Annotated in this window: 16 protein-coding genes; 9 read left to right on the top strand and 7 right to left on the bottom strand. The window is 74.9% G+C overall.

Annotation, left to right across the window (positions count from 1 at the left end):
- The first annotated feature begins 43 nt into the window (after nucleotides 1-43).
- The 4 genes from ACFVGS_RS08905 to ACFVGS_RS08890 all read left to right on the top strand — a co-directional run bounded on the left by ACFVGS_RS08905 (nucleotide 44) and on the right by ACFVGS_RS08890 (nucleotide 6,693).
- Complete coding sequence (locus tag ACFVGS_RS08905; protein ID WP_384408143.1) at nucleotides 44-850, top strand: IclR family transcriptional regulator; 807 nt, start codon at nucleotides 44-46, stop codon at nucleotides 848-850.
- Between the two features lie 108 nt (nucleotides 851-958).
- On the top strand, nucleotides 959-1,279 hold the full coding sequence (locus ACFVGS_RS08900) for a putative quinol monooxygenase (RefSeq protein WP_384408141.1): 321 nt from the start codon (nucleotides 959-961) through the stop codon (nucleotides 1,277-1,279).
- 135 nt (nucleotides 1,280-1,414) lie between these two features.
- A complete protein-coding gene (locus ACFVGS_RS08895; protein ID WP_385691771.1) occupies nucleotides 1,415-5,941 on the top strand; it encodes an aminotransferase class I/II-fold pyridoxal phosphate-dependent enzyme in 4,527 nt (1,508 codons plus the stop codon).
- Complete coding sequence (locus tag ACFVGS_RS08890) at nucleotides 5,938-6,693, top strand: class I SAM-dependent methyltransferase (protein WP_385691768.1); 756 nt, start codon at nucleotides 5,938-5,940, stop codon at nucleotides 6,691-6,693. Before ACFVGS_RS08895 ends, ACFVGS_RS08890 begins: the two co-directional genes overlap by 4 nt.
- 43 nt (nucleotides 6,694-6,736) lie before the next feature.
- On the opposite strand, the gene ACFVGS_RS08885 is transcribed toward ACFVGS_RS08890, so the two are convergent.
- From ACFVGS_RS08885 to ACFVGS_RS08865, 5 genes are all read right to left on the bottom strand, one after another.
- Entirely contained in the window at nucleotides 6,737-7,840 is a 1,104-nt protein-coding gene (locus ACFVGS_RS08885) for a glycosyltransferase family 4 protein (RefSeq protein WP_385691765.1), read from the bottom strand.
- Between the two features lie 61 nt (nucleotides 7,841-7,901).
- Complete coding sequence (locus ACFVGS_RS08880) at nucleotides 7,902-8,744, bottom strand: PIG-L deacetylase family protein (protein WP_385691762.1); 843 nt, start codon at nucleotides 8,742-8,744, stop codon at nucleotides 7,902-7,904.
- Complete coding sequence (locus tag ACFVGS_RS08875; RefSeq protein ID WP_384408132.1) at nucleotides 8,726-10,609, bottom strand: glycosyltransferase family 4 protein; 1,884 nt, start codon at nucleotides 10,607-10,609, stop codon at nucleotides 8,726-8,728. Before ACFVGS_RS08875 ends, ACFVGS_RS08880 begins: the two co-directional genes overlap by 19 nt.
- Before the next feature lie 405 nt (nucleotides 10,610-11,014).
- On the bottom strand, nucleotides 11,015-11,770 hold the full coding sequence (locus ACFVGS_RS08870) for a glycosyltransferase (protein WP_385691759.1): 756 nt from the start codon (nucleotides 11,768-11,770) through the stop codon (nucleotides 11,015-11,017).
- Nucleotides 11,771-12,512: 742 nt separating this feature from the next.
- Nucleotides 12,513-13,253, bottom strand: a complete 741-nt coding sequence (locus tag ACFVGS_RS08865) for a glycosyltransferase family 2 protein (RefSeq protein ID WP_385691756.1) — start codon at nucleotides 13,251-13,253, stop codon at nucleotides 12,513-12,515.
- A 254-nt stretch (nucleotides 13,254-13,507) separates the two neighbouring features.
- On the opposite strand from ACFVGS_RS08865, the gene ACFVGS_RS08860 reads away from it, so the two are divergent.
- From ACFVGS_RS08860 to ACFVGS_RS08840, 5 genes are all read left to right on the top strand, one after another.
- Nucleotides 13,508-15,334 carry a glycoside hydrolase family 15 protein gene (locus ACFVGS_RS08860; RefSeq protein WP_384408126.1) on the top strand — a complete coding sequence of 609 codons (1,827 nt, stop codon included), beginning with the start codon at nucleotides 13,508-13,510 and terminating at the stop codon, nucleotides 15,332-15,334.
- 177 nt (nucleotides 15,335-15,511) lie between these two features.
- Nucleotides 15,512-16,546, top strand: coding sequence for a phosphoesterase (locus ACFVGS_RS08855; protein WP_385691753.1), 1,035 nt, complete (start codon nucleotides 15,512-15,514; stop codon nucleotides 16,544-16,546).
- Nucleotides 16,547-16,597: 51 nt separating this feature from the next.
- Nucleotides 16,598-18,823, top strand: coding sequence for an NADP-dependent isocitrate dehydrogenase (locus ACFVGS_RS08850; RefSeq protein WP_385691751.1), 2,226 nt, complete (start codon nucleotides 16,598-16,600; stop codon nucleotides 18,821-18,823).
- Nucleotides 18,824-18,932: 109 nt separating this feature from the next.
- Nucleotides 18,933-19,223, top strand: coding sequence for a hypothetical protein (locus ACFVGS_RS08845; RefSeq protein WP_384408120.1), 291 nt, complete (start codon nucleotides 18,933-18,935; stop codon nucleotides 19,221-19,223).
- A 93-nt stretch (nucleotides 19,224-19,316) separates the two neighbouring features.
- Nucleotides 19,317-20,942: a sigma-70 family RNA polymerase sigma factor gene (locus ACFVGS_RS08840; protein WP_385691748.1), complete on the top strand. Its 1,626-nt coding sequence runs from the start codon at nucleotides 19,317-19,319 to the stop codon at nucleotides 20,940-20,942.
- 13 nt (nucleotides 20,943-20,955) lie between these two features.
- Here the strand turns inward: ACFVGS_RS08840 and ACFVGS_RS08835 are convergent, their stop codons facing one another.
- Together ACFVGS_RS08835 and ACFVGS_RS08830 are read right to left on the bottom strand one after the other, a co-directional pair.
- Nucleotides 20,956-21,525: a CAP domain-containing protein gene (locus ACFVGS_RS08835; protein WP_385691746.1), complete on the bottom strand. Its 570-nt coding sequence runs from the start codon at nucleotides 21,523-21,525 to the stop codon at nucleotides 20,956-20,958.
- Nucleotides 21,526-21,856: 331 nt separating this feature from the next.
- Nucleotides 21,857-22,744 carry a universal stress protein gene (locus ACFVGS_RS08830; RefSeq protein ID WP_385691743.1) on the bottom strand — a complete coding sequence of 296 codons (888 nt, stop codon included), beginning with the start codon at nucleotides 22,742-22,744 and terminating at the stop codon, nucleotides 21,857-21,859.
- Nucleotides 22,745-22,850: the final 106 nt, after the last annotated feature.

Below are 22,850 nucleotides of genomic sequence, written 5' to 3'. Positions count from 1 at the left end.
GGCGGTGACACTCCTCTCATCCCCGAAGACCTAAGGTGGACCGGTGTCCACGTCTCCGACCGGTCCGCAGTCCGTCGACCGCGCGCTGGCCATCCTCGACGCCGTCGCCGACGCCGACCGGCCGGTCGCGGCGAAGGCCCTGGCCAGGACGCTGGGCTGTGCCCTGTCGACCGTCTACCACCTCACCGGACCACTGATCGCCCGCGGCCATCTCGTGCGGACACCCGAGGGATACGTCCCCGGCCCCCGCGTCCCGGCGCTGCACCGCGCCTACCAGCGGCACCACGGGCTCGGCGGACCGGTCGCCGGACTCCTCGGACAGCTGCGCCGCACGGCCGGCGCCGAGGCCTACTTCACCGCCTACCGCGACGGCCGCATCACCGTCGTCGACACCACCGCGCCCGTCACCGACACCGCCCACCCCTTCGCGCCCGGTCCCGAGCCGCGCGCCCACGCCACCGCCCACGGCAAGGCGCTGCTCGCCGAGCTGCCCCGGGCGGCGCGCCGGCGCTATCTGGACGAGCACGGCATGGCCCGCTTCACCGACCGGACGATCACCAGTCCCGAACGGTTCGAGGCCGAGCTGGCCCGGGTGCGCGACCGGGGCTTCGCCGTCTCGGTGGGCGAGGCGGATCCCGCGTACACCTGCCTGGCGACCGCGCTCCCCGCCCTTCCGGGACACGGCGGGCAGCCGTCCGGCACGACCGGCGCCGTGCACGCGCTCTCCGTCTCGCTGCCCACCGCCGACTTCCGGCGGCGGCACGGCGAACTGCGGGCGGCCCTCGCCCGCGCCGTACCGCTGTTCACCGCCGCCCTGCCGTATCCGCCGCACCCGCCCGCCGCCCCGTGACGGTCCGCCGGCAGGACGGATCCCGTACGCCGCTCCGGGATTCCGACCCTGCCGGAATCCCGCCCCGCCTCGGTGGCCCCGCCCCCGGCCGCGCCGCACGATGACGGCATGATCTTCATCGCCGTACGCTTCACCGTCCGCCCCGAGCACGCCGACGGCTGGCTCGACCGCGTCGCCGACTTCACCCGCGCCACCCGCGAGGAGCCCGGCAACCTCTTCTTCGACTGGTCGCGCAGCGTCGACGACCCGAACCTGTTCGTCCTCCTGGAGGCCTTCGCCGACGCCGAGGCGGGCGCCGCACACGTGGCCTCCGACCACTTCAAGGCCGGTCTCGCGGCCATGGGCGAGGCCATCGCCGCCACTCCCGAGATCATCAACGTCGACGTGCCGCAGCAGGGCTGGGGCCTCATGTCCGAACTCACCCGCTGAGCCCCGGAGCCGTCCGGTCCGACGGCACGGCCGTCCGGTCCGCTCGCCGCGGCCGTCAGGTCCTACGGGTGCGGCCCCCCGCCGTACCCGCAAGACTGGACTGATACGACGCCTACGTCGGAGGGGGCGTCCCCGATGCCGCTGCGACAGCTGTCCTGGCCACTGCGCCGCTGGACCGTCCTCTACGTGCTGTTCGTGGCCGGCGTGACCGTCGCCTATCTCCAGGTGCCCTCCCGGCACACCGTCCTCTGGGCGCTCATCGGGCTCAGCGGCGTCGCCGCCATCCTCACCGGCGTCCATCTGCACCGCCCCGCCCGCCGCTGGCCCTGGCTCGTGCTCGCCGCCGCCAACTTCACCTTCGTCGCCGGCGACACCGCGTACAACGTCCTGGAGAGCTTCTTCCACCAGGACCGCCCGTTCCCGTCCGTGGCGGACGCCTTCTACCTCGCCACCTATCCGCTCTTCGCCGTCGGCCTGTACGGATTCATCCGCCGCAGGGCCGTCGGCCGCGACCTCGGCGTGGCCCTCGACGCCCTCATCCTCACCTCCGGCCTCGCCCTGCTCTCCTGGGTCAACCTGATCACGCCGCTCGCCAATTCCCCGGACATGACCTGGATCGAGCGGGTGATCTCCATCGCCTATCCGCTGGGCGACGTCCTGATGCTGGCCATGCTGGCCCGTCTCCTGGTCCCCGGCGGCCTGCGTTCCCGCGCCGTCCAGCTCCTCACCCTCGGCACCTGCGGCATCCTCTTCTCCGACGTCGTGTACGTCGTCAAGCAGCTGGACGGCACCTGGCAGGTGGGCACCCCGTGGGACCTCGGCTGGGTCGTCTTCTTCACCGCCTGGGGACTGGCCGCGCTCCATCCCTCGATGACCGGTCTGACCGACCTCGCTCCCGAACCGACGGCCAGGATCGCCGAACGCCGGCTGCTGCTGCTCGCCGCCGCCTCCCTCATCGCGCCCGCCCTGCTGCTGTTCCAGTCGCTGGGCCGGGATCCCGACCGCGACCTCGGCGTCATCGCGATCTTCTCGGCGATCATGTTCCTGCTGGTCCTGCTGCGCCTGTGGCGGATCATGGCCGACCACCGCAAGGCCGAGGCACGCGAGCGCAGCCTGCGGGTCGCCGCCGCCTCACTCGTCGCCGCGCTGAGCCCCCGCGAGGTCGCGGCCGCCGTCGAGACCGCCGCCGCCACCCTCTTCGGGCCCGGCACCGCGCACCGCACGATGCTGCTCACCCGCGACCGCCGTGGCCGGCTGGCCGCCGTGCCCACCGGACGACAGCCCTGGAGCATCCACGGCACCGAAGTCACCGGCGGCCCCCACGGCACACCCTGGCCGGAACTCCTCGAGGAAGGCGGCCGGCTCCTGCCGGCCGGCGGACTGGATCCCGCGCTCGCCTCCGCCGTCGCCCCCGCGACCCACGCCCTGCTCTGCCCGCTGGCCCTGCGGGCGCCCGCCGCCGGAGAACCGCTGCTCGGAGCGCTGCTGCTCGCCGGGGCCGAGAAGCAGCTCGCCGAGATCGCCGGCCCCGCCCAGTCGCTCGCCTCCCAGGCCGCGCTCGCCCTGGAGCGCTTCGGACTCAGCGAGGAGGTCAGCCGCCGCACCAGCGAGGCCTACTTCCGCACCCTGGTGCACAACACCTCGGACGTCATCCTGATCGTCGACGACGACGACACCGTCCGCTACGCCAGCCCGTCGGCGGAGACCATGTTCGGCCACTCCCTGCTGCCCGGCACCCCGCTCGTCGAGCTCCTCGCGCCCGGCGACGCGGCGAGCGCCCTGCGGATCCTCGCCGACGTCCGCTCCCGCGGCAACGTCGACGCCCGCGACGACTGGAAGCTCCTGCACGGCGGCGCCGCCGACACGGAGGTCGAGGTCCGGTGCAGCAACCTGCGCGCCGAACAGACCGTCCACGGCCTGGTCCTGACCCTCCGGGACGTCACCGAACAGCGCAAACTGGAGCGGGAGCTCACCCACCGCGCCTTCCACGACTCGCTCACCGGACTGCCCAACCGGGTGCTGCTGCTCGAACGGATCGAGCGGGCCCTGCTGCGCGGCCGCCGCGAGTCCACCCTCACCTGCATGCTCTTCGTCGACCTCGACGACTTCAAGGTCGTCAACGACACCCTGGGCCACTCCGTCGGCGACGAACTCCTGGTCGCCGTCGCCCGCCGGCTGAGCTCCGTGCTCCGGCTCACCGACACCGCCGCCCGGCTCGGCGGCGACGAGTTCGCCGTGCTCATCGAAGGCGCCCGCGAGCCCGGGGACGCCGAGGCCCTCGCCGCCGAGATCGTGCACACCCTCAGCCAGCCCTTCCACCTCACCGACGGCGCCGTCTCCGTGTCGACCAGCGTCGGCGTCGCCACCGTCCTGGACAGCGCCCACGCCGAGGAACTCCTCGGCCACGCCGACCTCGCGCTGTACGCGGCGAAGGCCGCCGGCAAGAAGCGGTGGAGACGCTTCAGGCCCGAGCTGCACTCGCGGCTCGTCGCCCGCCACGAACTCCAGGCCGGCATGGACACCGCCATCGCCGACCACGCCTTCGCCCTGCGCTACCAGCCCATCGTCCAGGTCGACGACACCAGCCTGACCGGATTCGAGGCGCTCATCCGCTGGCCCCACGCACGCCGCGGCATGGTCCCGCCCGACCAGTTCATCTCCCTCGCCGAGGAGAGCGGCCACATCATGCCGCTCGGCGCCTGGGTGCTCGACCACGCGGCCCGCGACATCGCCCGCTGGCAGCGCGCCCATCCCCGTACACCGTCGCTGTACGCCAGCGTCAACGTCTCCGCACGCCAGTTCCGCGACCCCGGGCTCCTCGACGTGGTCCGGCGCACCCTCCGCTCCTCCGGACTCGCGCCCGGATCCCTGGTCCTGGAGCTGACCGAGTCGGTGCTCATGCGCGGCGACGAACAGATCGGCTCCACGATGCGGTCCCTGAAGGACCTCGGAGTGTCCATCGCCATCGACGACTTCGGCACCGGATTCTCCTCGCTGAGCTATCTGCGCGAGTTCCCCATCGACATCGTCAAGGTCGACAAGTCGTTCATCGACGACATCACCACCGACCGCCAGCAGGTCGCCCTCGTGGAGGGCATCGTCCGCATCGCCGAGGTCCTCGGCCTCCAGGTCGTCGCCGAGGGCATCGAGAACGAGGACCAGCGCGCCCTCCTCGCCGACATGGGCTGCCGCTACGGACAGGGCTACCTCTTCGCCCGGCCGATGACCGCCCGCCAGGCCGAGACGTACCTGCACCGCGCCCCCGCCCAACCCGCCCGCACCGCCCGCACGGTCAGAGCCGCGCGCACCGCCCGCGGCAGCCGCACCGCCGGGCCCGCCCCGGCCGCCGCCCCGCCGTCCGCCGCCGCGGCACGCGCCCCGTCCACGTGGAGCGCCCAGCACGACGTCCGCTGGCGCGACCTGGAACGGCTCAAGCGCACCAGCCCCATGTGCGACGCCGTCATCGACCAGATCGACGGCCGCCGGCTGCGCGTCGGCAGCCACTGGCTGGTCGACTTCGCCTCCTGCAACTACCTGGGCTTCGACCTCGACCCCGAGATCATGGCCGCGATCGAGCCCGAGGTCCGCACCTGGGGCACCCACCCCAGCTGGTCACGGCTCATCGGCAGCCCCCGGCTCTACCCGCGCATCGAGGAACGGCTCACCGAACTCCTCGGCGCCCCCGACACCCTCCTGCTGCCCACCATCACCCTCATCCACCAGTCGGTCATCCCGCTGCTCGCCGCCGGCGGCCACGTCTTCGTCGAGGCCCAGGCCCACCGCACCCTCTACGACGGCTGCGTCGTCGCCCGCGGCCAGGGCGCCCAGCTGCGCCGCTTCCGCGCCGAGCAGCCCTGGGAGCTCGACACCATGCTGCGCGAGACGCCCGTGGGCGCCGCCCGGCTCGTCTGCATGGACGGCGTCAACAGCATGACCGGCAACTATCCCGACCTGCGGGCCGTCGCCCGGATCTGCCGCCGCAACGGCGCCCTGCTGTACGTCGACGACGCCCACGGCTTCGGCGTCATCGGCGAACGCGGCCCCACGGAGAGCAGCCCCTACGGCTCGCGCGGCAACAGCCTCGTCCGGCACGTCGGCGAGAGCTACGACGGCATCGTCCTGGTCGGCGGCTTCTCCAAGGCCTACTCCTCGCTCCTCGCCTTCCTCGCCGTGCCGCGCCGGCTGAAGGAGCACCTCAAGGTGGCCGCCACGCCCTACCTCTACTCCGGCCCCTCCCCGACCGCCTCGCTCGCCACCGCCCTCGCCGGGCTCGAGGTCAACGAGCGGCGCGGCGACGCCGTCCGGGCCGCCCTGCACGCCAAGACCGCCCGCGTACTCCACCACGTCCGCGGACTGGGCATCGCCACGCCCAACAGCGACGGCCTGCCGATCGTCGAGATCCCGCTCGGCGACGCCGCCGACCTGGAGGCGGTCGCCGCGTACCTGTGGGACCGCGGCATCTACGTGACCCTCGCCAGCTACCCGCTCGTCCCGCGCAACCGGGTCGGCTTCCGCATCCAGGTCACCGCGGCCAACACCGACGAGGAGATCGAGCAGCTCAACGACGCGCTCACCGGCCTCTCCCGGCGCTTCGCGCTCCAGCGGCGCGCCGTCGCCCCGTCCGGCGCCGTCGCGGCCGGGCCCGCCGCGGAGTCCCCGTGACCACCGCCGGCCGGGCAGCGGTCCGCCGGAACCGCGACGCCGACTGGAACGCCTGGCCCGTCGCCCAGTACCTGGCCGAGAACTACCGGCAGATGCACCCGTGCGACCGGGGCGTCATGCACCACCACTCGCTCTTCTACCGGCAGTTCCCGCCCGGCGGCCTGTCCCGCACCCTCGAACTCGGCGCGGGCCCCAACCTCTATCCGCTGATGCTCGCCGCCGGCGCCAGCCGCCACATCGACGCCCTCGAACCCAGCGCCGCCAACCTCGCCTATCTGCGACGGCAGCTGACCCACGGCGCCGAGGAGAGCTGGCAGCCCTTCTACACCCTGTGCAAGGGCCTCGACCCCGCACTGCCCGACGTCCTCGGCGAGGCCCTGACCCGGGTGCACGTGGTCCCGGGCGACGCCTCCGACCTGTCCGACGGGCGCTACGACGCGGCCTCCATGAACTTCGTCGCCGAGAGCGTCACCGAGGACTACGGCGAGTTCACCGCCCTGTGCGCGGCCTTCGTCCGGTCCGTACGACCCGGCGGCCGGCTCGTGGCCGCCTTCATGGAACGCATGCCCAGCTACCGCATCGGCGAGGGACCGGTCTGGCCGGCCTGCCCGGTCGACGAGCCCGCGCTCCGCGCCGTCTTCGCCCCCCGCACCGTCGCCCTGACCGTCTCCCGCCTCGCCAAGGACCACACCCTGCCCGAGTACGGCGACACCGGCGTCCTCCTGCTCACCGCCGAACGGCCCGCGCCCTAGAAGCCGGGGCCTGCCCGGCGCGGTGAGCGGCGCCGCGTGAGGGTCACGACAGCAGCTCCCGGTACAGCGCCGCGTAGCGTGCGGCGAACCGCTCCGGCCCGAAGTGCTCCTCCACCGCCGTCCGGCCCCGCTCGGCGAGCACGTCCCAGGACCTCGGCTGGTCCAGCAGCCACAGCAACTGCTGCCCGGTGCGCCGGGCGTCGCCCGCGGGGGCCCGGAGCACCGCGTTGCCGAAGTCGGCGAACTGCGGCAGGTCACTGAGGATCACCGGCCGTCCGGTGGCCAGTGCCTGAAGCACGGTCAGCGGGATGTCGGGCCCGCCGCCGATCGCGGTCGGCGGGAACAGCAGCACATGCGCCGAGGCGATCAGCTCCGGCATGTCCGCCACGTAGCCGCGCACCTCGACGTCGCGCAGCCCGGCCGCGCCCGCCCGCTCGCGCAGCGCCTCCTCCAGGGAGTGCAGGTCCTGCCCCGGCCGGCCCCGCATCGCGAGGACGAGCCGGAACTCGGCGCCCGCCCGTACGGCCTCCGCCGCCGCGTCGATCGCCGTCTCCGCGCCGCCCGTCGGGCCGTGGTGCCCCGCGTACAGCACCATGGGCAGACCGCCCGGCCGGGGCCGGGACGGCCAGCGTTCCAGCGGGATCATCGGCGGGATCACCCGTACGTCACCGAAGTCCGCGGCCCGCAGCCGCCGCGCCATCGACTCCGACAGGGCGACGGTGGTGCCCAGCGGGCGGGTCCGCGGCAGCAGCCCCGGATCCGTCACCCCGGGCACCGTGTGCACGACGGGACGGGCACCGAGCAGCAGCGGACGCAGCCACGAGAACACCGGGAAGCTCCGGCCGATCGTCAGGAAGGCGTGCACCAGGTCGCACCGGCGCGCGTACACCGTCCCGGCCAGCCCCGACTGCGCCCGCTCGGGCAGGCGCGGCACACCGTCCCGGGACAGCATCCGCACCGGTTGCCCCCCGTACGTGCGCGGCGGCGGCCGCCCGCGCCGCTGCGGCCACTGCGTGAACCAGGTGAACTCCACGTCGGGCAGGGCGCCGAGCACGTCCGACGCGAGCCGCACGCCGGCCCCGTCCGCCCCGTCCAGCGGGCCGCTGGTCAGGAGCAGGACGCGCGGGCGGCGCGGCAGGGTGCTCATCGCGGCCCGCCCGGCGGGTGCGCGGGCTCGGGCGGCCGTGCGGCCGGGGCGCCGGAGGCGGTCATGACGGACCTCCGGCCGGGCGGGCCCTCGTGCCGAGGACCGCGGCCGGCAGCAGAAAGACCTCCGGGACGAGGGGGATCACCCCGTCGGGGAACAGCGAGTCCAGCTGGGTCCGGTAGCCGCGGATCAGCTCGGCCTTCTCGTCGAGCCCCCGGTCCAGGGAAGCCTCGGTCGCGGCGAGCGGACCGGTGAACCCGGGATCGGGAGCCGCCTCCAGGTTGTACGGGAAGTCGCTGTAGTACACGGCCGGCAGGCCGCTCAGCACGGCGGCCGTGCGCACCACCACATGGTCCACGTGCCTGCCGACGCCCAGCGGCGCGAGCAGCACGCCCTGCCCCTGCGGCAGCAGCTCGCGCACGGTGTCGGTGACCCGGCGCACGGTCTCGGAGTCGCGGGGCGAGACCCGGCCGCGCGACAGGTGCAACCGGTTCGTGGGGTACACATGGCCGAGTTCGGGCACCAGTCCGGCCGCCAGGCGGCGCCAGCGCCCCTGTGCCGGATCGAGGCGGAACAGCCCGTCGACGAACCCGGCGTGGAAACGCCCGACGCCCAGCCCGGCGAGCACGGCCGAGTCCTCGGTGCGCCGCTCCGCGAACAGCTCCTCGGCGTCCACCGCTCCCGTCTGCCGCAGGAACCGGCGGGCCGCCAGCGTGTACGGCGGCGGTGTGCCCTCCGTGAACACGGTCATCACCGTCACCGAGGCCCGGTGGGGCAGCCGGTCGGGCAGCTGCCGCAGCAGCGCCCCGCAGGACAGCACGGCGTCGTCGGGATGCGGCGAGAGCACGAGCAGCTCGCCGGATCCGGTCAGCGCGGCCAGGATGGTCAGGGGATCGTCTGCCATCGCGCTCTCCGGTCCTTGCGCGGCCGTCGCGACCCGCGCGGGCGCTCCAGGAGCCGGCGGGTCAGCGCCAGATAGCGGTCCGTCATCTCGTCCCAGGTGTAGTGCTGGGCGGCGAGACCGGCCTGCCGCCCGAGCCGCCCGCGCAGTGCCGGGTCCGTCGCGAGGGCCCGCATCCGCTCCCCGAACGCCGCCGTGTCGAACGGCGGTACGGTCACGTCGCCGCCGCCGCGCATCCAGCGCAGCGCCGGCAGGTCGAAGTGCAGCACGGGCTTGCCGTACGACATGCCCTCCAACGCGACCAGACCGAAGGTCTCGTGCCGCGAGGGCAGCACCAGGAACGCGCTGTCGCGCAGCAGCCGTCGCTTGAGGTCCTCGTCCGCGTAGCCGAGCACCCGGACCGTCAGGCCGCGCCCGGCGAGGAGCTCTCCCAGCCTGCGCTCCTCGGCCGGCGTGCCGGCGCCCGCGAGCACCAGCTCCATCGGCGGCCGTGCGGTCTCGTACGCGTCGAGCAGCAGGTCGAGACCCATGGCCCAGGTGTCGATCCGGCCCAGGAACAGGATGAAGTCGCCGCTGCCGAGCCGGGCGTCGTCGAGCTGCCGCGGCTCCACCCCGCTGGCGATGACCTGCACGTCGGCGTGCGGACTGAGCCGCCGCACCGCCGAGCCGTCCGCCTCGTTCGTCACCACGATGTGCCGGTAGCAGCGCAGCCTGATCCGCTCCACCAGGAAGAACGGCACGTGATAGCGGCGCCACAGCGCCTCGGCGCCGCGGTCCTGGCCGATGCCGACGACGGGGGCGCGGGACACCAGCGGCAGGAAGCTCGTCGAGAACGGCGGCGTGAAGCTCTCCAGCCACACGTCGTGCGGGATCCGGCGCGCCACGAGCGGCAGCAGCGCCTGGAACAGCAGCTGCCCGGCACGCGGCCCCGCCCGGCCCACGGGGAGGCGGACGTAACGGACGCCGTGCCGGAGCACGCTGCCGCCGTGACGCCCGGCCGTCACCACGGTGACCTCGTAGTGCTCGGCGAGTCTGCGTACCAGCCGGTCGACCACGAGCGCGCCGCCGCCGCGGTGGTCGGAGTTCTCGGCGTCGTCGTAGATGGACACCACCACGCGCTTGCCCGGACCCGGGTCCGCGGGCCGCGGCGGCACGGTGCGGAGGACCTGTTCGAGGGCCGCCTCCGCGACCGTCGCGGGCGCGTCCTCGCCGTCGAGCCGGACCGTGCGGGGCAGCCGGGCGGCCCAGCCGAGGTGCCGGGCCCACGGGGCGGCGGGCGGGCCCGCGGACCGCTCCCAGCCGGGCGTCGGCAGGGTCTCCGGGAGCAGCGTCAGGTCGTAGCGCCCGGCGGTCGCCGTGAACCGGCGGGCGGCGCCGCGGCCCGGCGGCAGTCCGAACGTCACCAGCCCGTCCAGCGGCCCGCGGTCGGTCAGCACCACCGCCGTGCGGCCACCGGCGACGGCCCGCGCGACGAGCCGGCCGGCGAGGATCCGCAGGTTCAGCTCGCCGACGTCCACGTACGCGTGGGCGCGGCGGGACCACGATCCCCGGCGCTCGGGATGCGCGTCCCGCCGGCCCTGTCCGCCCGGTTCCCCCTCTTCCCTCACCCGCGGGGGAACCGGGAACCTCCGGCAGACCACGCAGCCGTGGCCCTGGACGGTCGCCACCGCGAAGCCCCGCTGCCGCAGCAGCCCGGCGAGGGCGCGCACGAGCGAGGCCGTCCCGGACGGGTCCGGGCCGGAGACGGCGACGAGCAGCGGCGCGCCCGGTCCGCGGCCCGGCCTGCCGGGCGCGGTGCCGGCCGCGGTCCGGTCCGGAGGCACGGCGGGAGGCGGCCCCGGCGGCAGGCCGGAAACGAACCTCGTCATTGCCTCCGCCTCCTCACGTGCCTGGTCACCACGTGCGGCACCCGTGGCGCCGCCATCCGGGCGGCGGTCCGCACCCTTCCCCGGGGCCCGGACCGGTACGCGGAGTGCTCCGCCCCGGCCCGGGGGCGGGTCCCCACGGGCAGCGCCGGCAGCAGCGGTACGGGCTTCCCGCGGCCGGGGCCCGCCCTCGCGGGGAGCGTGGTGACGAGCGCCCGCTCCCCGCCGGCCGGAAACGCCCGCTCCGCGCCGGCCGTCTCCGGGGCCCCTGACCGTCGTCGCCGGGAGGCGCTCGCGCGGACAGGCGGTCGGCCACCACCGGGACCTCGAAGCGGGACACGGCCGTGTGGGCACGCCCCGGGCGCGGACCGGCGGTCGGCGGGGCGGGGGCCGGCGCGGTCACGGTCCTCACCCGGCCGACGGGACGCGCAGCAGACCGGCCAGGGAACGCAGCCCGTCACGGCGTGCGGCGGACGTCGGGCCCTCGGTCCACTCGACCGGCACCTGCACGACGTCGTGCCCCGACTTCACGACGTGGGCGAGGAGTTCGACGTCGAAGGCGAAGCCGTCGATGTGGCAGTCGTCCACGATCTCGCGGGCGAGCGGGCCGGGGAAGCACGTGAACCCGCACCGGAGGTCCGCGATGTCCGGCAGCCTCAGAGGGACGAGCCCGCGGAACGGCGCGCCGCCGCCCCTGCGCGCCGTGCGCCGCTCCACGTCCGCACGGGCGCGGCCGGCCGCGTGCCGGGAGGCGATCACCGCCCCGTGGCCGGCACGCAGCAGCTCGATCACCGGGTCCAGGGTCTCGACGGGAGGGGCGTCGTCGGGGTCGGCGAAGCCGACGAAGCGGGCGGACGAGGTCGCGATGGCCCGTCGTACGGCCGCGCCCTTGCCCTGGTCGCCGCCGCCGATGACGTCCAGGCCCACGGCGCGGCCGAGGGCGGAGGCGGCGAACCGGTCCAGGCAGTCCGGGGCGGCGTCCGCGCCGTCGTCGACGAGGACCACGGCGGCGGACCACGGGCGGCGGGCCAGGAAGCGCAGGGCGGCGGCGACCGTCGCCGGCAGCCGTTCGCGCGCGCCGAAGGCCGGGATGATCAGTTCGAACTCGACCTCGGGCCGGGTGGGCGGACGGGACGGCCGGGCGTGCGCGGGGACGACGGTCATCGCGCCTCGCCTCCTCGGGGCAAGGCGCGGCGGGTGCGTCGCGCGGGGGCAGCGGGGTTACGGGGGCTCGGGGCCGGGGCGCGGACGAGCGCCGGAACGGGGACGAGCGCCGGAACGGGGACACGGGTGCCGGCGGGCACGGGGGTGCTCAACGGCCCACGGGTACGACGCGGCGGCGAGCCGTCGTGCGGACCGGTGCGGGCACCGGTGCGCGGCGCCGCCGGGACATGGCCCGCGCCTGTGCGGCCTCCGGCCGCTCGTGGGCCGGCCGGGCTCGACGGGCCGCGACGGGCGCTCGCGGTGCGGGTGCGGGCGGGGCGGGAGCGCCGGCGGCGGGGGGCCGAGCGGGGCCGGTGGGTCTCGGTGCGGCGGCAGAGCCGGGCCGCGTCGCGCACACGGTCGGAGGCACGCCGGGCGGGGTGGGCCGGGTGCCCGGACCGTACGGCGGCCGCGGCCGGGCCGTGGCGGGAAGTGCGCTCGCACGGTGAGCGGCGGCGCGCCTCGGCGCACGGCCAGTCGGTCACCCGCCGCAAGGGATGCGGTGCGGGTGCCACCGGCACTCGGCCGAAGGCGAGCGAGGTCATGACGTACCTCTTCGGACAGGCGACCCTGCCGAGGGTCTGCCGTGCGTTGCCGCGTGCAATGCACTGACTTCCACGCTTAGCACCCGGTATGTCTCCCGTCAACCGCTGGCGCTGTCGCGGGCGTCGGTCGCAGGCCCCGCCGGCCTCGCCGTACGGGTTCAGCCTGCTCTGATCCGCAGGGCGGGCCGGATCCGCAGCAGGGCGTTGTGCGGGCGCTCGCGGAGCAGGGTGACGAGGATGCGGGAGCCGTCACGGGCGGTGCGCGGGTGCGTGGGGCCGTGGTGGCGGGGGAGTTCGAGGCTCGGCACCTCGGCGACGCGCAGCCCGTAGTGCAGGGCGTGGGTGACGAGTTCGGCGCCGAGTTCCACGCCGTCCGGACGCAGGTCGAGCAGGCCGAGGAATTCCCGGCGAAACGCGCAGAACCCGTACCAGAGATCGGTCAGGTGCTGGCCGTACAACTGCCGGGCGAGCCCCAGGAGCGTGCGGTGGCCGAGCCGCCGGAGCAGCGGATATTCGGCGAAGTCGCCGCCCGCGATGAACCGCGATCCCTTGACGAAGTCGAAACCGCTTTCCAGGTAGTACAGGTAGTGCGGGATCTCGCGCGGCGACATGCTGCCGTCGGCGCCCATCAGGACCACGTGGTCGCCGGTGGCGGCGAGGAGACCGGCGTGCGGGACGTCTCCCGCCGCGCAGTCCCACGGGCCGAGCCGGCGCACCACGACGCCGCTCGGCGCCCCTCCCGAGGCCTTCGCGTCGCCGCCGACCAGCACGACTTCCCGGACGGCGGGCGGCAGCTGGGCGAGCAGCCAGTCGGGGGAGCGGTCACCGGGCCGGAGCGCGACCACCAGGCTCACGGTACGGGTGCCCGGGGGCGGGATCCGGTCCGTGGCGCGTCGCATCGGGTGCGGTTCCCTGTTCGTGGCACACATGGGTCGCCCTCCGGAATTCCGTGGACGCTTCTCAGGATCGGGCGACCGGAGCACCCGGGTCAAGGAATCGGCGTGCATCCGGAACGGGGTCACCGGCGGCCCGGCGCCGATGCGCGGAACAGCGCGGAAGAATATGCGCAATGCGGTGAAAACATTTCCTCGGGAACGGGAACCGGTCCGTCGCTCGTTCGGCGGGCCGGGAATCCCGGGATTAGAATCCCGACATGGCAGGGCGAATAGAGGACTACGCCCTCATCGGTGATCTGGAGACCGCCGCCCTCGTCGGCCGGGACGGCTCGGTCGACTGGTGGTGCGCCCCGCGCTTCGACTCGCCCGCCTGCTTCGCCGCCCTCCTCGGCGAGGGCGGCCACGGCCGCTGGAGCCTCGCCCCGGCGGGCAACCGGACGTGCAGCCGCCGCGGTTACCGCGGCGACACCCTCGTCCTCGACACGGTCTGGGAGTCCGTCGACGGCACCGTCCGCGTCACCGACTTCATGCCGCCCCGTCACCAGGGCCCGCGGATCGTGCGGGTCGTCGAAGGGATCGCCGGACGCGTCGACATGCGGAGCGAGCTGCGGGTTCGCTTCGACCACGGCAGCGTCGTGCCCTGGACGTACGCCCTGGACCGGCGCACCATCGCCTCGGTCGCCGGCCCCGACGCGACCCGGCTGCACTGCGGACCGGGCGCGGGTGAGCCCGTCGTCACCCGTGACGGCACCCACTTCGCCTTTCCCGTCACGGCGGGCCAGCGCGTCACGTTCGTCCTCGGCTGGCATCCCTCGCACGCGCCCGCGCCGCCGGCCCCCGACGTCCCCGCCGCCCTCGACCGCACGCTCGCCTTCTGGAACGACTGGGCGTCCGGGCTCCGTTACGAGGGCCCCGCACGCGAGGCCGTGCTCCGCTCCCTCATCACGCTCAAGGCCCTCACCTACGAGCCCACCGGCGGCGTCATCGCCGCCGCAACCGCCTCACTGCCCGAGTGCATCGGCGGCCGCCGCAACTGGGACTACCGCTTCTGCTGGCTGCGCGACTCCACCTTCACGCTCTCCTGCCTGCTGCGCAGCGGCTACCGCAGGGAGGCCCTGGCCTGGACGGACTGGCTGGTGCGCGCGGCCGCCGGCGCCCCGGCCGACCTCCAGCCGCTGTACGGGATCGCCGGACAGCGCAGGCTGCCCGAGACCCACGCCGACTGGCTTCCCGGGTACGAGAACTCACGCCCCGTCAGACTCGGCAACGCGGCCGTCGACCAGTTCCAGCTCGACATCTACGGCGAGGTGCTCAGCACCATCTACTCGGCCGTCAGGGCCGGTGTCGCGCTCGACGGGCACATCTGGAGCCTGATGGCCGGCCTCCTCGAATACGTCGGCCGGTGCTGGCGCGAACCCGACGAGGGGATCTGGGAAGTACGGGGCCCCCGGCGCCAGTTCGTCCACTCCAAGGTGATGGCCTGGGTCGCCGCCGACCGCGCGCTCCGGCTCGCCCGCGTCGCGGGCCAGCGCGGCTCCGTCCGCCGCTGGCAGGCGCTGCGCTCCGAACTCCGCGCCGAGGTCTGCCGGTACGGCTGGAGCGAGGAGCGCGGGTCCTTCACCCAGTTCTACGGCAGCCGTCGGGTCGACGCGACCGCCCTGCTCATCCCGCGCCTCGGCTTCCTGCCCGCCGACGACCCCCGCGTCCTCGGCACCGTCCAGGCCATGGCGGGCCTGACCGACCGGGGCTTCCTCCGCCGCTACGACGAGGTGTCCAACGGCGAGGTGCACGAGGTCGACGGCCTGGCCGGCGCGGAAGGAGCCTTCGTCGCCTGCACGTTCTGGTACGCCGACGCCCTCGCCCTCACCGGCCGCCCGGCCGAGGCCCGCACCGTCTTCGAGCGCGTCCTCGACGTCCGCAACGACGTCGGACTGCTCGCGGAGGAATGGGACCCGGCGACCGGCCGCCAGCTCGGCAACATGCCCCAGGCCCTGAGCCACGTCGCCCTCGTCAACACCGCCTTCACCCTCGACGGAACCCGCCGCCGCGAACGCACTCCGGTGCGCCGCCCCGCCCTGGCCTGACCGCGCCGGGCGGCCGGGTGCCACCAGCCCGCGCGCGGGCCGCCGCGGCCCGCTCACGCCGACCCGGCCGCGTGTGACCGGCCCGCCCCCGCCCGCCGGCCCGCAGCCCGCCGCTGACCTGCGTCGTTCGGGTGCGTCCAGCGGGCGATGGCGGCCCGGCCGGGGTCGAATCGAGGCATGGCACCCTTCGACAGGCCCCGTGCCGGCGGCTCCCCGCGGAGCATCGCCGCCGGTGACACCTGGTGGTACGCCGCCGTCGCCGGTGAGGCCGCCGGTTCGTTCAGCGCCCGGATCCGCATACGCATGCGGCGCGCCTGCCTCGCCGCGGTCCTCCTGCTCACCCTCGCCTACGCCGGACTCGTGCTCACCGCGACCGGCCGGCGCTGGGGGAACGCCGCCGTCGCCGGACGGCTCACCGACCCGGCCGTCGCCCGCTTCCTGCGCGAGCACCCCTCGCTCCAGGGCCTCGGTACCCTCTCGCTCGCCCTCGCCGTCCTGCTGCTCGTCGCCGTCGGCGTGCTGCGCAAGCGGTACGCGCACCTGGGCCTCGCCCTCGGCACCACGGCCGCCGCCCTGGCCGCCGCCGAGCTCCTCCAGCGCTACGCCCCCGGGCCCCGCTTCGTCTCCGCCTCCGGCGCCCCCGTCGAGAGCGGCTTCCCCAGCAGCCCCGCCGTGCTCGCCCTCGGCACCGCCCTCGGCCTGCTGCTCGTCGTGCCGCACCGGCTGCGCACCGCGGCCGTCGGGCTCGGCGCCCTGTGGGCGACCGCGCTCGGCGCGTACTCCGTCGCCTCCGGTCACCACCGCCCCGGCGACGTCATCGCCGCCGACCTGCTCTGCCTCGCCGCCTTCGCCGCGGCGGTCGCCCTCCTCGCCCGCAAGGGCAAGGTCCGCCCCGCGCCCCGGCGCGGACTGCCACGCCGGCGGTTCCTCGTCACCGTCCCGCTGGCCCTGCTGGCGATCGGGGGGCTCGCCGCCGGCGGCTACCTCCTCGGCGACTGCCTGCCCGGCACCGGACCGCTCCCCGCCGAGCTGCCGAGGATCGCCCACCGCTGCGGCCAGGCCCTCGCCGCCGGCACCGGCGCGGCCGCCGCCCTCGCCCTGCTCGGGCTGCTCCGCCGCGTCGACCTCGACCCGGGCCCGTCCCCGTACCGGATCAGCCACCCCGTTCCCGAGGACCCCTTTCCCGAGGAGCCCGATCACGAGATATCTTGATGTCGAGCAATCTTGCAGACGCAGACGCAGACGTGGAGCGGAGCACACCCGGTGACTGACTCGACCATCATCTACACGCACACTGACGAGGCGCCCGCGCTGGCGACCTACTCGTTCCTGCCCGTGATCCAGGCCTACGCCTCGACCGCCGGCGTCAACGTCGAGACGCGTGACATCTCGCTGGCCGGGCGCATCATCGCCTCCTTCCCCGAGCGTCTCGAGGAGGGCCAGCGCATCGCCGACGCCCTCGCCGAGCTCGGCGAGCTGGCCAAGACGCCCGAGGCCAACATCATCAAGCTGCCGAACATCTCGGCCTCCATTCCGCAGCTGAAGGCCGCGATCGCCGAGCTCCAGGCCCAGGGCTACGCGCTCCCGGACTACCCGGACGACCCGAAGACCGACGAGGACAAGGACGTCCGCGCCCGCTACGACAAGGTCAAGGGCTCCGCCGTCAACCCGGTCCTGCGCGAGGGCAACTCCGACCGCCGCGCCCCCGGCGCCGTGAAGAACTACGCCAAGACCCACCCGCACCGCATGGGCGCCTGGACCTCCGAGTCCAAGACCAACGTCGCCACCATGAGCGAGAACGACTTCGCGTCCACCGAGAAGTCGACCGTCATCGCCGAGGACACCACCCTGCGCTTCGAGCACGTCGCCACCGACGGCACCGTCACCGAGCTGCGCTCGCCGCTGAAGGTCGTCGCCGGCGAGGTCGTCGACGCCTCCGTGATGCGCGCCGCCGCCCTCAACACCTTCCTCGCCGAGCAGGTCGCCCGCGCCAAGGCCGAGGGCGTCCTCTTCTCCGTGCACCTCAAGGCCACGATGATGAAGGTCTCCGACCCGATCATCTTCGGCCACGTCGTGCGCGCCTTCTTCCCGCAGACCTTCGCCAAGTACGGCGAGGTCCTCGCCGGCGCCGGTCTGTCCCCGAACGACGGCCTCGGCACCATCCTCAAGGGCCTGGAGACCATCCCGCACGGTCTCGGCGACGAGATCAAGGCCTCCTTCGACGCCGAGCTCGCCGAGGGCCCGGCCCTCGCCATGGTCGACTCCGACAAGGGCATCACCAACCTGCACGTGCCGTCCGACGTCATCGTCGACGCCTCGATGCCGGCCATGATCCGCACCTCCGGCCACATGTGGGGCCCGGACGGCCAGGAGGCCGACACCCTCGCCGTCCTGCCCGACCACTCCTACTCCGGCGTCTACCAGGCCGTCATCGAGGACTGCCGTGCCCACGGCGCCTTCGACCCGGCCACCATGGGCTCCGTCCCGAACGTCGGCCTCATGGCGCAGAAGGCCGAGGAGTACGGCTCCCACGACAAGACCTTCGAGATCGCCGCGGCCGGCACCGTCCGCCTCGTCGACCCCGCCGGCAACGTCGTCCTGGAGCAGGAGGTCGCCGAGGGCGACATCTTCCGCTCCTGCCAGACCAAGGACCTCCCGATCCAGGACTGGGTCAAGCTCGCCGTCACCCGCGCCCGCGCCACCGGCGCCCCGGCCGTCTTCTGGCTGGACGAGAACCGCGCCCACGACGCCCAGCTGATCGCCAAGGTCAAGGAGTACCTGCCTCAGCACGACACCGAGGGCCTGGAGATCAAGATCCTGTCCCCGGTCGAGGCCACCAAGTTCTCCCTGGAGCGCATCCGCCGCGGCGAGGACACCATCTCCGTCACCGGCAACGTCCTGCGCGACTACCTGACGGACCTGTTCCCGATCCTGGAGCTGGGCACCAGCGCCAAGATGCTCTCCATCGTCCCGCTGATGGCGGGCGGCGGCCTCTTCGAGACCGGCGCCGGCGGCTCCGCCCCGAAGCACGTCCAGCAGCTGGTCAAGGAGAACTACCTGCGCTGGGACTCGCTCGGCGAGTTCTTCGCCCTGGCCGCCTCCTTCGAGCACCTGGCCACCACCACGGGCAACGCCCGCGCCCAGGTCCTCGCCGACACCCTCGACCGCGCCACCGGCACCTTCCTCAACGAGGACAAGTCGCCGACCCGTCGCCTCGGCGGCATCGACAACCGCGGCAGCCACTTCTACCTGGCCCTCTACTGGGCCCAGGAGCTGGCCGGGCAGACCGAGGACGCGGACCTGGCCAAGGCCTTCGCCCCGCTCGCCGAGACGCTCTCCGCCAACGAGCAGAAGATCGTCGACGAGCTGAACGCCGTCCAGGGCTCCCCGGCCGAGATCGGCGGCTACTACCAGCCCGACCCGGCCAAGGCCGCGGCCGTGATGCGCCCGTCGGCCACCTTCAACGAGGCCATCGCCTCCCTCGCCTGATCCCGGGCGGACCAGCGACGACACACCGGAACCGCCCCGGCCGGACACCCGTCCGGCCGGGGCGGTCCCGTCGGTGGCGCATCCGCCGAACGGGTGTGAGTCTGGATGGATGAGCTGGGCATCATGGACGACCGCCGGTGTCTACACCGGGCGTGGCGGGGTGCTCACCGTCGAGGCCGGTGTCCTCACGGGCGATCTGACCGTGCACACCACCTACATCGACGGCGAGGCACGAGTGGCCGTGCAGTACAGCGGCGCATCCGACTGGTTCACCATGTCGGGCAGTCCGGTCCCCTGCGGATCGGAGGAGGAGAGCCGCGACCTGCACGACGCCGTCGTCGCGGCCGTACGGCAGGGCGGCGGGGCCACCGTACCGACCCTGCCGCACCTCTCCGGGTAGATCCGGCGGGACGACCGCGAAAAAAGTGTTGTCCCGGCCGCTCCCGCGGGTCTCCTCCACGAACCAGGAACGGACCCGAGGAGAGCAGGGGACATGCACGAAGACGAGCAGCGCACCGCCGACCTCGTCGAAGCGGTGCGCGCGGGTGACGTACGCGCCGAGGACGCACTCGTACGGGCCTTCATGCCGCTCGTCTACAACATCGTCGGCCGTGCCCTCGACGGCCACGCCGACGTCGACGACCTCGTCCAGGACACGATGGTCCGGGCCCTCGACGGCCTGCCCGCCCTGCGTGACCCGTCACGCTTCCGGTCCTGGCTCGTCGCCATCGCCATGAACCGGGTACGGCACCGCTGGCGCGAGAGCCGGCAGGCGCCGCTGCCCGGCCTCGACCGGGCCGAGACCCTCGCCGACCCCTCCGGCGACTTCACCGACCTCGCCATCCTGCGGCTCGGCCTCACCGGGCAGCGCCGCGAGGTCGCCGAGGCCACCCGCTGGCTCGACGAGGACGACCGCGAGGTGCTCTCCCTGTGGTGGCTGGAGGCCGCGGGCGAACTGAGCCGCGCCGAACTGGCCGCCGCCCTCGGCATCCCGCCCCGGCACGCCGCCGTCCGCGTCCAGCGCATGAAGGAACGCCTGGAGACGGGCCGGGCCCTCGTCCGCGCGCTCGCCGCCGTACCGCCCTGCCCCGGCCTCGCCGGCACCACCGCCGCCTGGGACGGCCGGCCCTCCCCGCTCTGGCGCAAGCGACTGGCCCGCCACCTCGACGCCTGCCCGCACTGCGCACCCACCCGCTCCGGACTCGCACCCGCCGAGGGCCTGCTCGTGGGCCTCGCCCTGGTGCCGCCGCTGCTCGCCTGGGCGGGCCGGGGGAGCGGGTCACCCGGCCTGGAGACCGTGGCGGCGACGGTGCCGGGGGACGGGGCGGGAACGGTGCTGCCGGACGGGGCGGGAACGGTGCTGCCGGACGGGGCGGTGACGCCGCCGCCGGACGGGAGCGCGGTGCTGTCGCCGGACGGGGCGGTCACGCCGTCGCCGGACGGGGCCGCGGGCGCCGTTCCCGGCAGCCCTGCCGCCACGACCGCGGCACCCGCGGCCGCGCCCGCCGGCTCCGGCCTCGCCGGGCGCCCCGGGCTGCTCGTCGGCGGCGGAGCGGTCCTCGCCCTGGGAGCGGCGCTGGTGCTGCTGGTGCCGAGCGGCCCCGCCGACCGCGCGCTGGCGCACCCGTCCGCCACCAGCACACCGGCCGCGCCCGCCCCTACCCGGACCCTCACACCGCCGCCCCCGCCCACGCCCTCGCCGACCCCCAGCCGCACCCGGGCGCCGCGGCCGAGCCCGGAGGCGGAGGTCACCCGGCTGGTCAACCGGCACCGGGCGGAGGCCGGCTGCGGTCCGCTGCGGGCGGAACCGCGACTGGCCGCCGTGGCCCGGGCGTTCGGGCAGGACATGGCCGAGCGCCGCTACCTCGCCCACACCGATCCGGAGGGCACCGACTCGGGCACCCGTCTGACGGCCGAGGGCTACTCCTGGAGCTCCTGGGCGGAGAACCTGGCCCGCGGGCAGCGGGCCCCCGCGTCCGTCGTGGCCGACTGGATGGCCGACCCGCCGCACCGCGCCAACCTGCTCGACTGCCGCTACCGGCACACCGGCGTCGCCGCGGTGCCCGGCCCCGACGGCACGATCTGGGTCCAGGAACTCGCCGCCCCGCTGCGTCCCTGAGCCGCCGGCCGCGTCAGCGGCGTGTGGCGAAGTCCTGGACCCACCAGGGGCCGTTCGCCGCCAGGTTCACGCCCACGCCGAGGTCCTCGAACGAGCAGTTGAGGATGTTCCTGCGGTGGCCCTCGCTGTTCATCCACTCGTCCACCGCCTGCGCGGCCGAGTGCGGACCGCGGTGGATGTTCTCGCCCCAGGACGCCCAGCTGTAGCCGGCCGCGGTGATCCGGTCGCCCGCGTCGCGCCCGTCCCGGCCGGCGTGGGCGTAGTGGTCGTGGGAGGCCATGTCGTCGGCGTGACCTTGGGCCGCTGCCTTCAGCCGGGCGTCGGTCCGCAGCGGGCCGCAACCCGCCTTCTTCCGCTCGGCGTTCACGAGCGTGACCACCTGGGAGACGTACTGCGCCGCGGAACCGGCGGCCCGCGGCACGGTCTCCGCCGCCGCCGCGGGTGCCACGGGCAGCACGGCCGGGTCCCGGCCCGCCATGGCCCGGGAGCCGGTGGCACCCGCTCCGGCGGGGCCCGCCTGCGCCATCACGTACAGTCCGGTCGCCACCGTCAGCGCGGCCGCCAGCGTGCCCGCGAGGGTCACGGTCGTGCGGAAGGAGGGCCCGCTCCGGGTGGCCGTGGCGTCGTCCCCGCGGCGGACCGGCCGACGCCACGGCCGTGGGAACGGCCGATCGAACGACGGGGGGAACGCCCGGCGGGAGGGCCCGTGGAGCGGGCCGTCCGCCCGGTGCCGTCCGCCCCGGCTCCGCCCGCGGTCGTCCTCCCGGGGAAGGGCTGCGTCGTACGCGTCGTGCTGCATGGAGCTCCGCTCTCTCGTCCGCTCGTCCGTCGAGGCCGCCGACGTCCGGTGCCGAGCGGGCCACCGGGGCGACGGCGGTCATACTTTCCGGCTGCGGAGAGCGCGACACTCCTCGTCAATCCTGCGCGTCAACCTCCTGCGGCACCACCGCGACGGGGCACGGCGCCAGGTGCAGCGCCGCGTGGGCCACCGAGCCGATCCGCGCGCCGAGCGCCCCACGCCGTGCCCGCCGCCCGACCACGAGCAGCTGCGCCGCGCCCGATCCGGACAGCAGCACCTGCCCGGCACTGCCCAGCTCCACGTGCTCGGTCACCGGCACGTCGGGGTGGCGCTCCCGCCACGGCGCCAGGGCTTCGCGCAGCGCCTTCTCCTCGTACGGCACGAGCCCGCCGGCCTCGTCCGCGAGCATCAGCGAGGACGGGCTGTACGCGAACAGGGGCGGCAGGCTCCAGGCCCGCACCGCCCGCACCGACGCCCCGCGCGCCGCCGCCGTCTCGAAGGCGAAGCGCAGCACGGCCGCACTGTCCTCCGGGCTGCCGTGCTGGCCCACCAGGATCTCCCCGGCGGGCGGTTCGGCGGGCGCGCCGTCACGCGAGCGGACCGCGACGACCGGCACCGTGGCGGCCGCGATGACCTGCTGCCCGTACGAGCCGAGCAGGAAGCCCGTCACGGCGCCGTGGCCGCGCGAGCCGAGGGCGAGCAGTTCGGCCCGCCCGGTCGTGCCGAGCAGCGCGGCGACCGGCGTGTCGCCGATGAGCTCGGCGCTCAGGGAGAGCTCCGGGTACCGCTCCGCGAGCGTCGTCTCGGCCGCGCCCAGCACCTCGCGGGCGGCCCGCTGTTGCGTCGTCGGGTCCTGAGCCAGTGGCAGGTCGAGTGGCTCCCAGCGCCAGGCGTGCACGAGCCGCAGCGGGAGGCCGCGGTGCAGCGCCTCGCGCGCGGCCCAGTCCGCCGCGGCCAGGCTCTCCGGGGAACCGTCCACTCCCGCGACGATCTCACGACTCATCAGGATGCCTCCGTCCGTTCGGTGCGGCGGCCGGCCGGTCGGCGCGGCCGCCGTTTCCAGCTTGGGCCCAAGGGCCGCCCGGGCACAGGGCCGGACGTCCCGACCC

The organism is Streptomyces sp. NPDC127114, assembly GCF_042677525.1.
Lineage (GTDB): Bacteria > Actinomycetota > Actinomycetes > Streptomycetales > Streptomycetaceae > Streptomyces.
The sequence above is the reverse complement of the archived record's forward strand: the minus strand, read 5'-3'. Positions and strand labels throughout refer to the sequence as shown.

What these genes read in the sequence shown, in the direction of transcription:
- ACFVGS_RS08900 (WP_384408141.1), top strand. Translation starts at nt 959, where the DNA reads ATGATCTTCATCGCCGTACGCTTCACCGTCCGCCCCGAGCACGCCGAC.
- ACFVGS_RS08895 (WP_385691771.1), top strand. Translation starts at nt 1,415, where the DNA reads ATGCCGCTGCGACAGCTGTCCTGGCCACTGCGCCGCTGGACCGTCCTC.
- ACFVGS_RS08885 (WP_385691765.1), bottom strand. Translation starts at nt 7,840, where the DNA reads ATGAGCACCCTGCCGCGCCGCCCGCGCGTCCTGCTCCTGACCAGCGGC.
- ACFVGS_RS08880 (WP_385691762.1), bottom strand. Translation starts at nt 8,744, where the DNA reads ATGGCAGACGATCCCCTGACCATCCTGGCCGCGCTGACCGGATCCGGC.
- ACFVGS_RS08875 (WP_384408132.1), bottom strand. Translation starts at nt 10,609, where the DNA reads ATGACGAGGTTCGTTTCCGGCCTGCCGCCGGGGCCGCCTCCCGCCGTG.
- ACFVGS_RS08870 (WP_385691759.1), bottom strand. Translation starts at nt 11,770, where the DNA reads ATGACCGTCGTCCCCGCGCACGCCCGGCCGTCCCGTCCGCCCACCCGG.
- ACFVGS_RS08865 (WP_385691756.1), bottom strand. Translation starts at nt 13,253, where the DNA reads ATGCGACGCGCCACGGACCGGATCCCGCCCCCGGGCACCCGTACCGTG.
- ACFVGS_RS08860 (WP_384408126.1), top strand. Translation starts at nt 13,508, where the DNA reads ATGGCAGGGCGAATAGAGGACTACGCCCTCATCGGTGATCTGGAGACC.
- ACFVGS_RS08855 (WP_385691753.1), top strand. Translation starts at nt 15,512, where the DNA reads ATGGCACCCTTCGACAGGCCCCGTGCCGGCGGCTCCCCGCGGAGCATC.
- ACFVGS_RS08845 (WP_384408120.1), top strand. Translation starts at nt 18,933, where the DNA reads ATGAGCTGGGCATCATGGACGACCGCCGGTGTCTACACCGGGCGTGGC.
- ACFVGS_RS08840 (WP_385691748.1), top strand. Translation starts at nt 19,317, where the DNA reads ATGCACGAAGACGAGCAGCGCACCGCCGACCTCGTCGAAGCGGTGCGC.
- ACFVGS_RS08830 (WP_385691743.1), bottom strand. Translation starts at nt 22,744, where the DNA reads ATGAGTCGTGAGATCGTCGCGGGAGTGGACGGTTCCCCGGAGAGCCTG.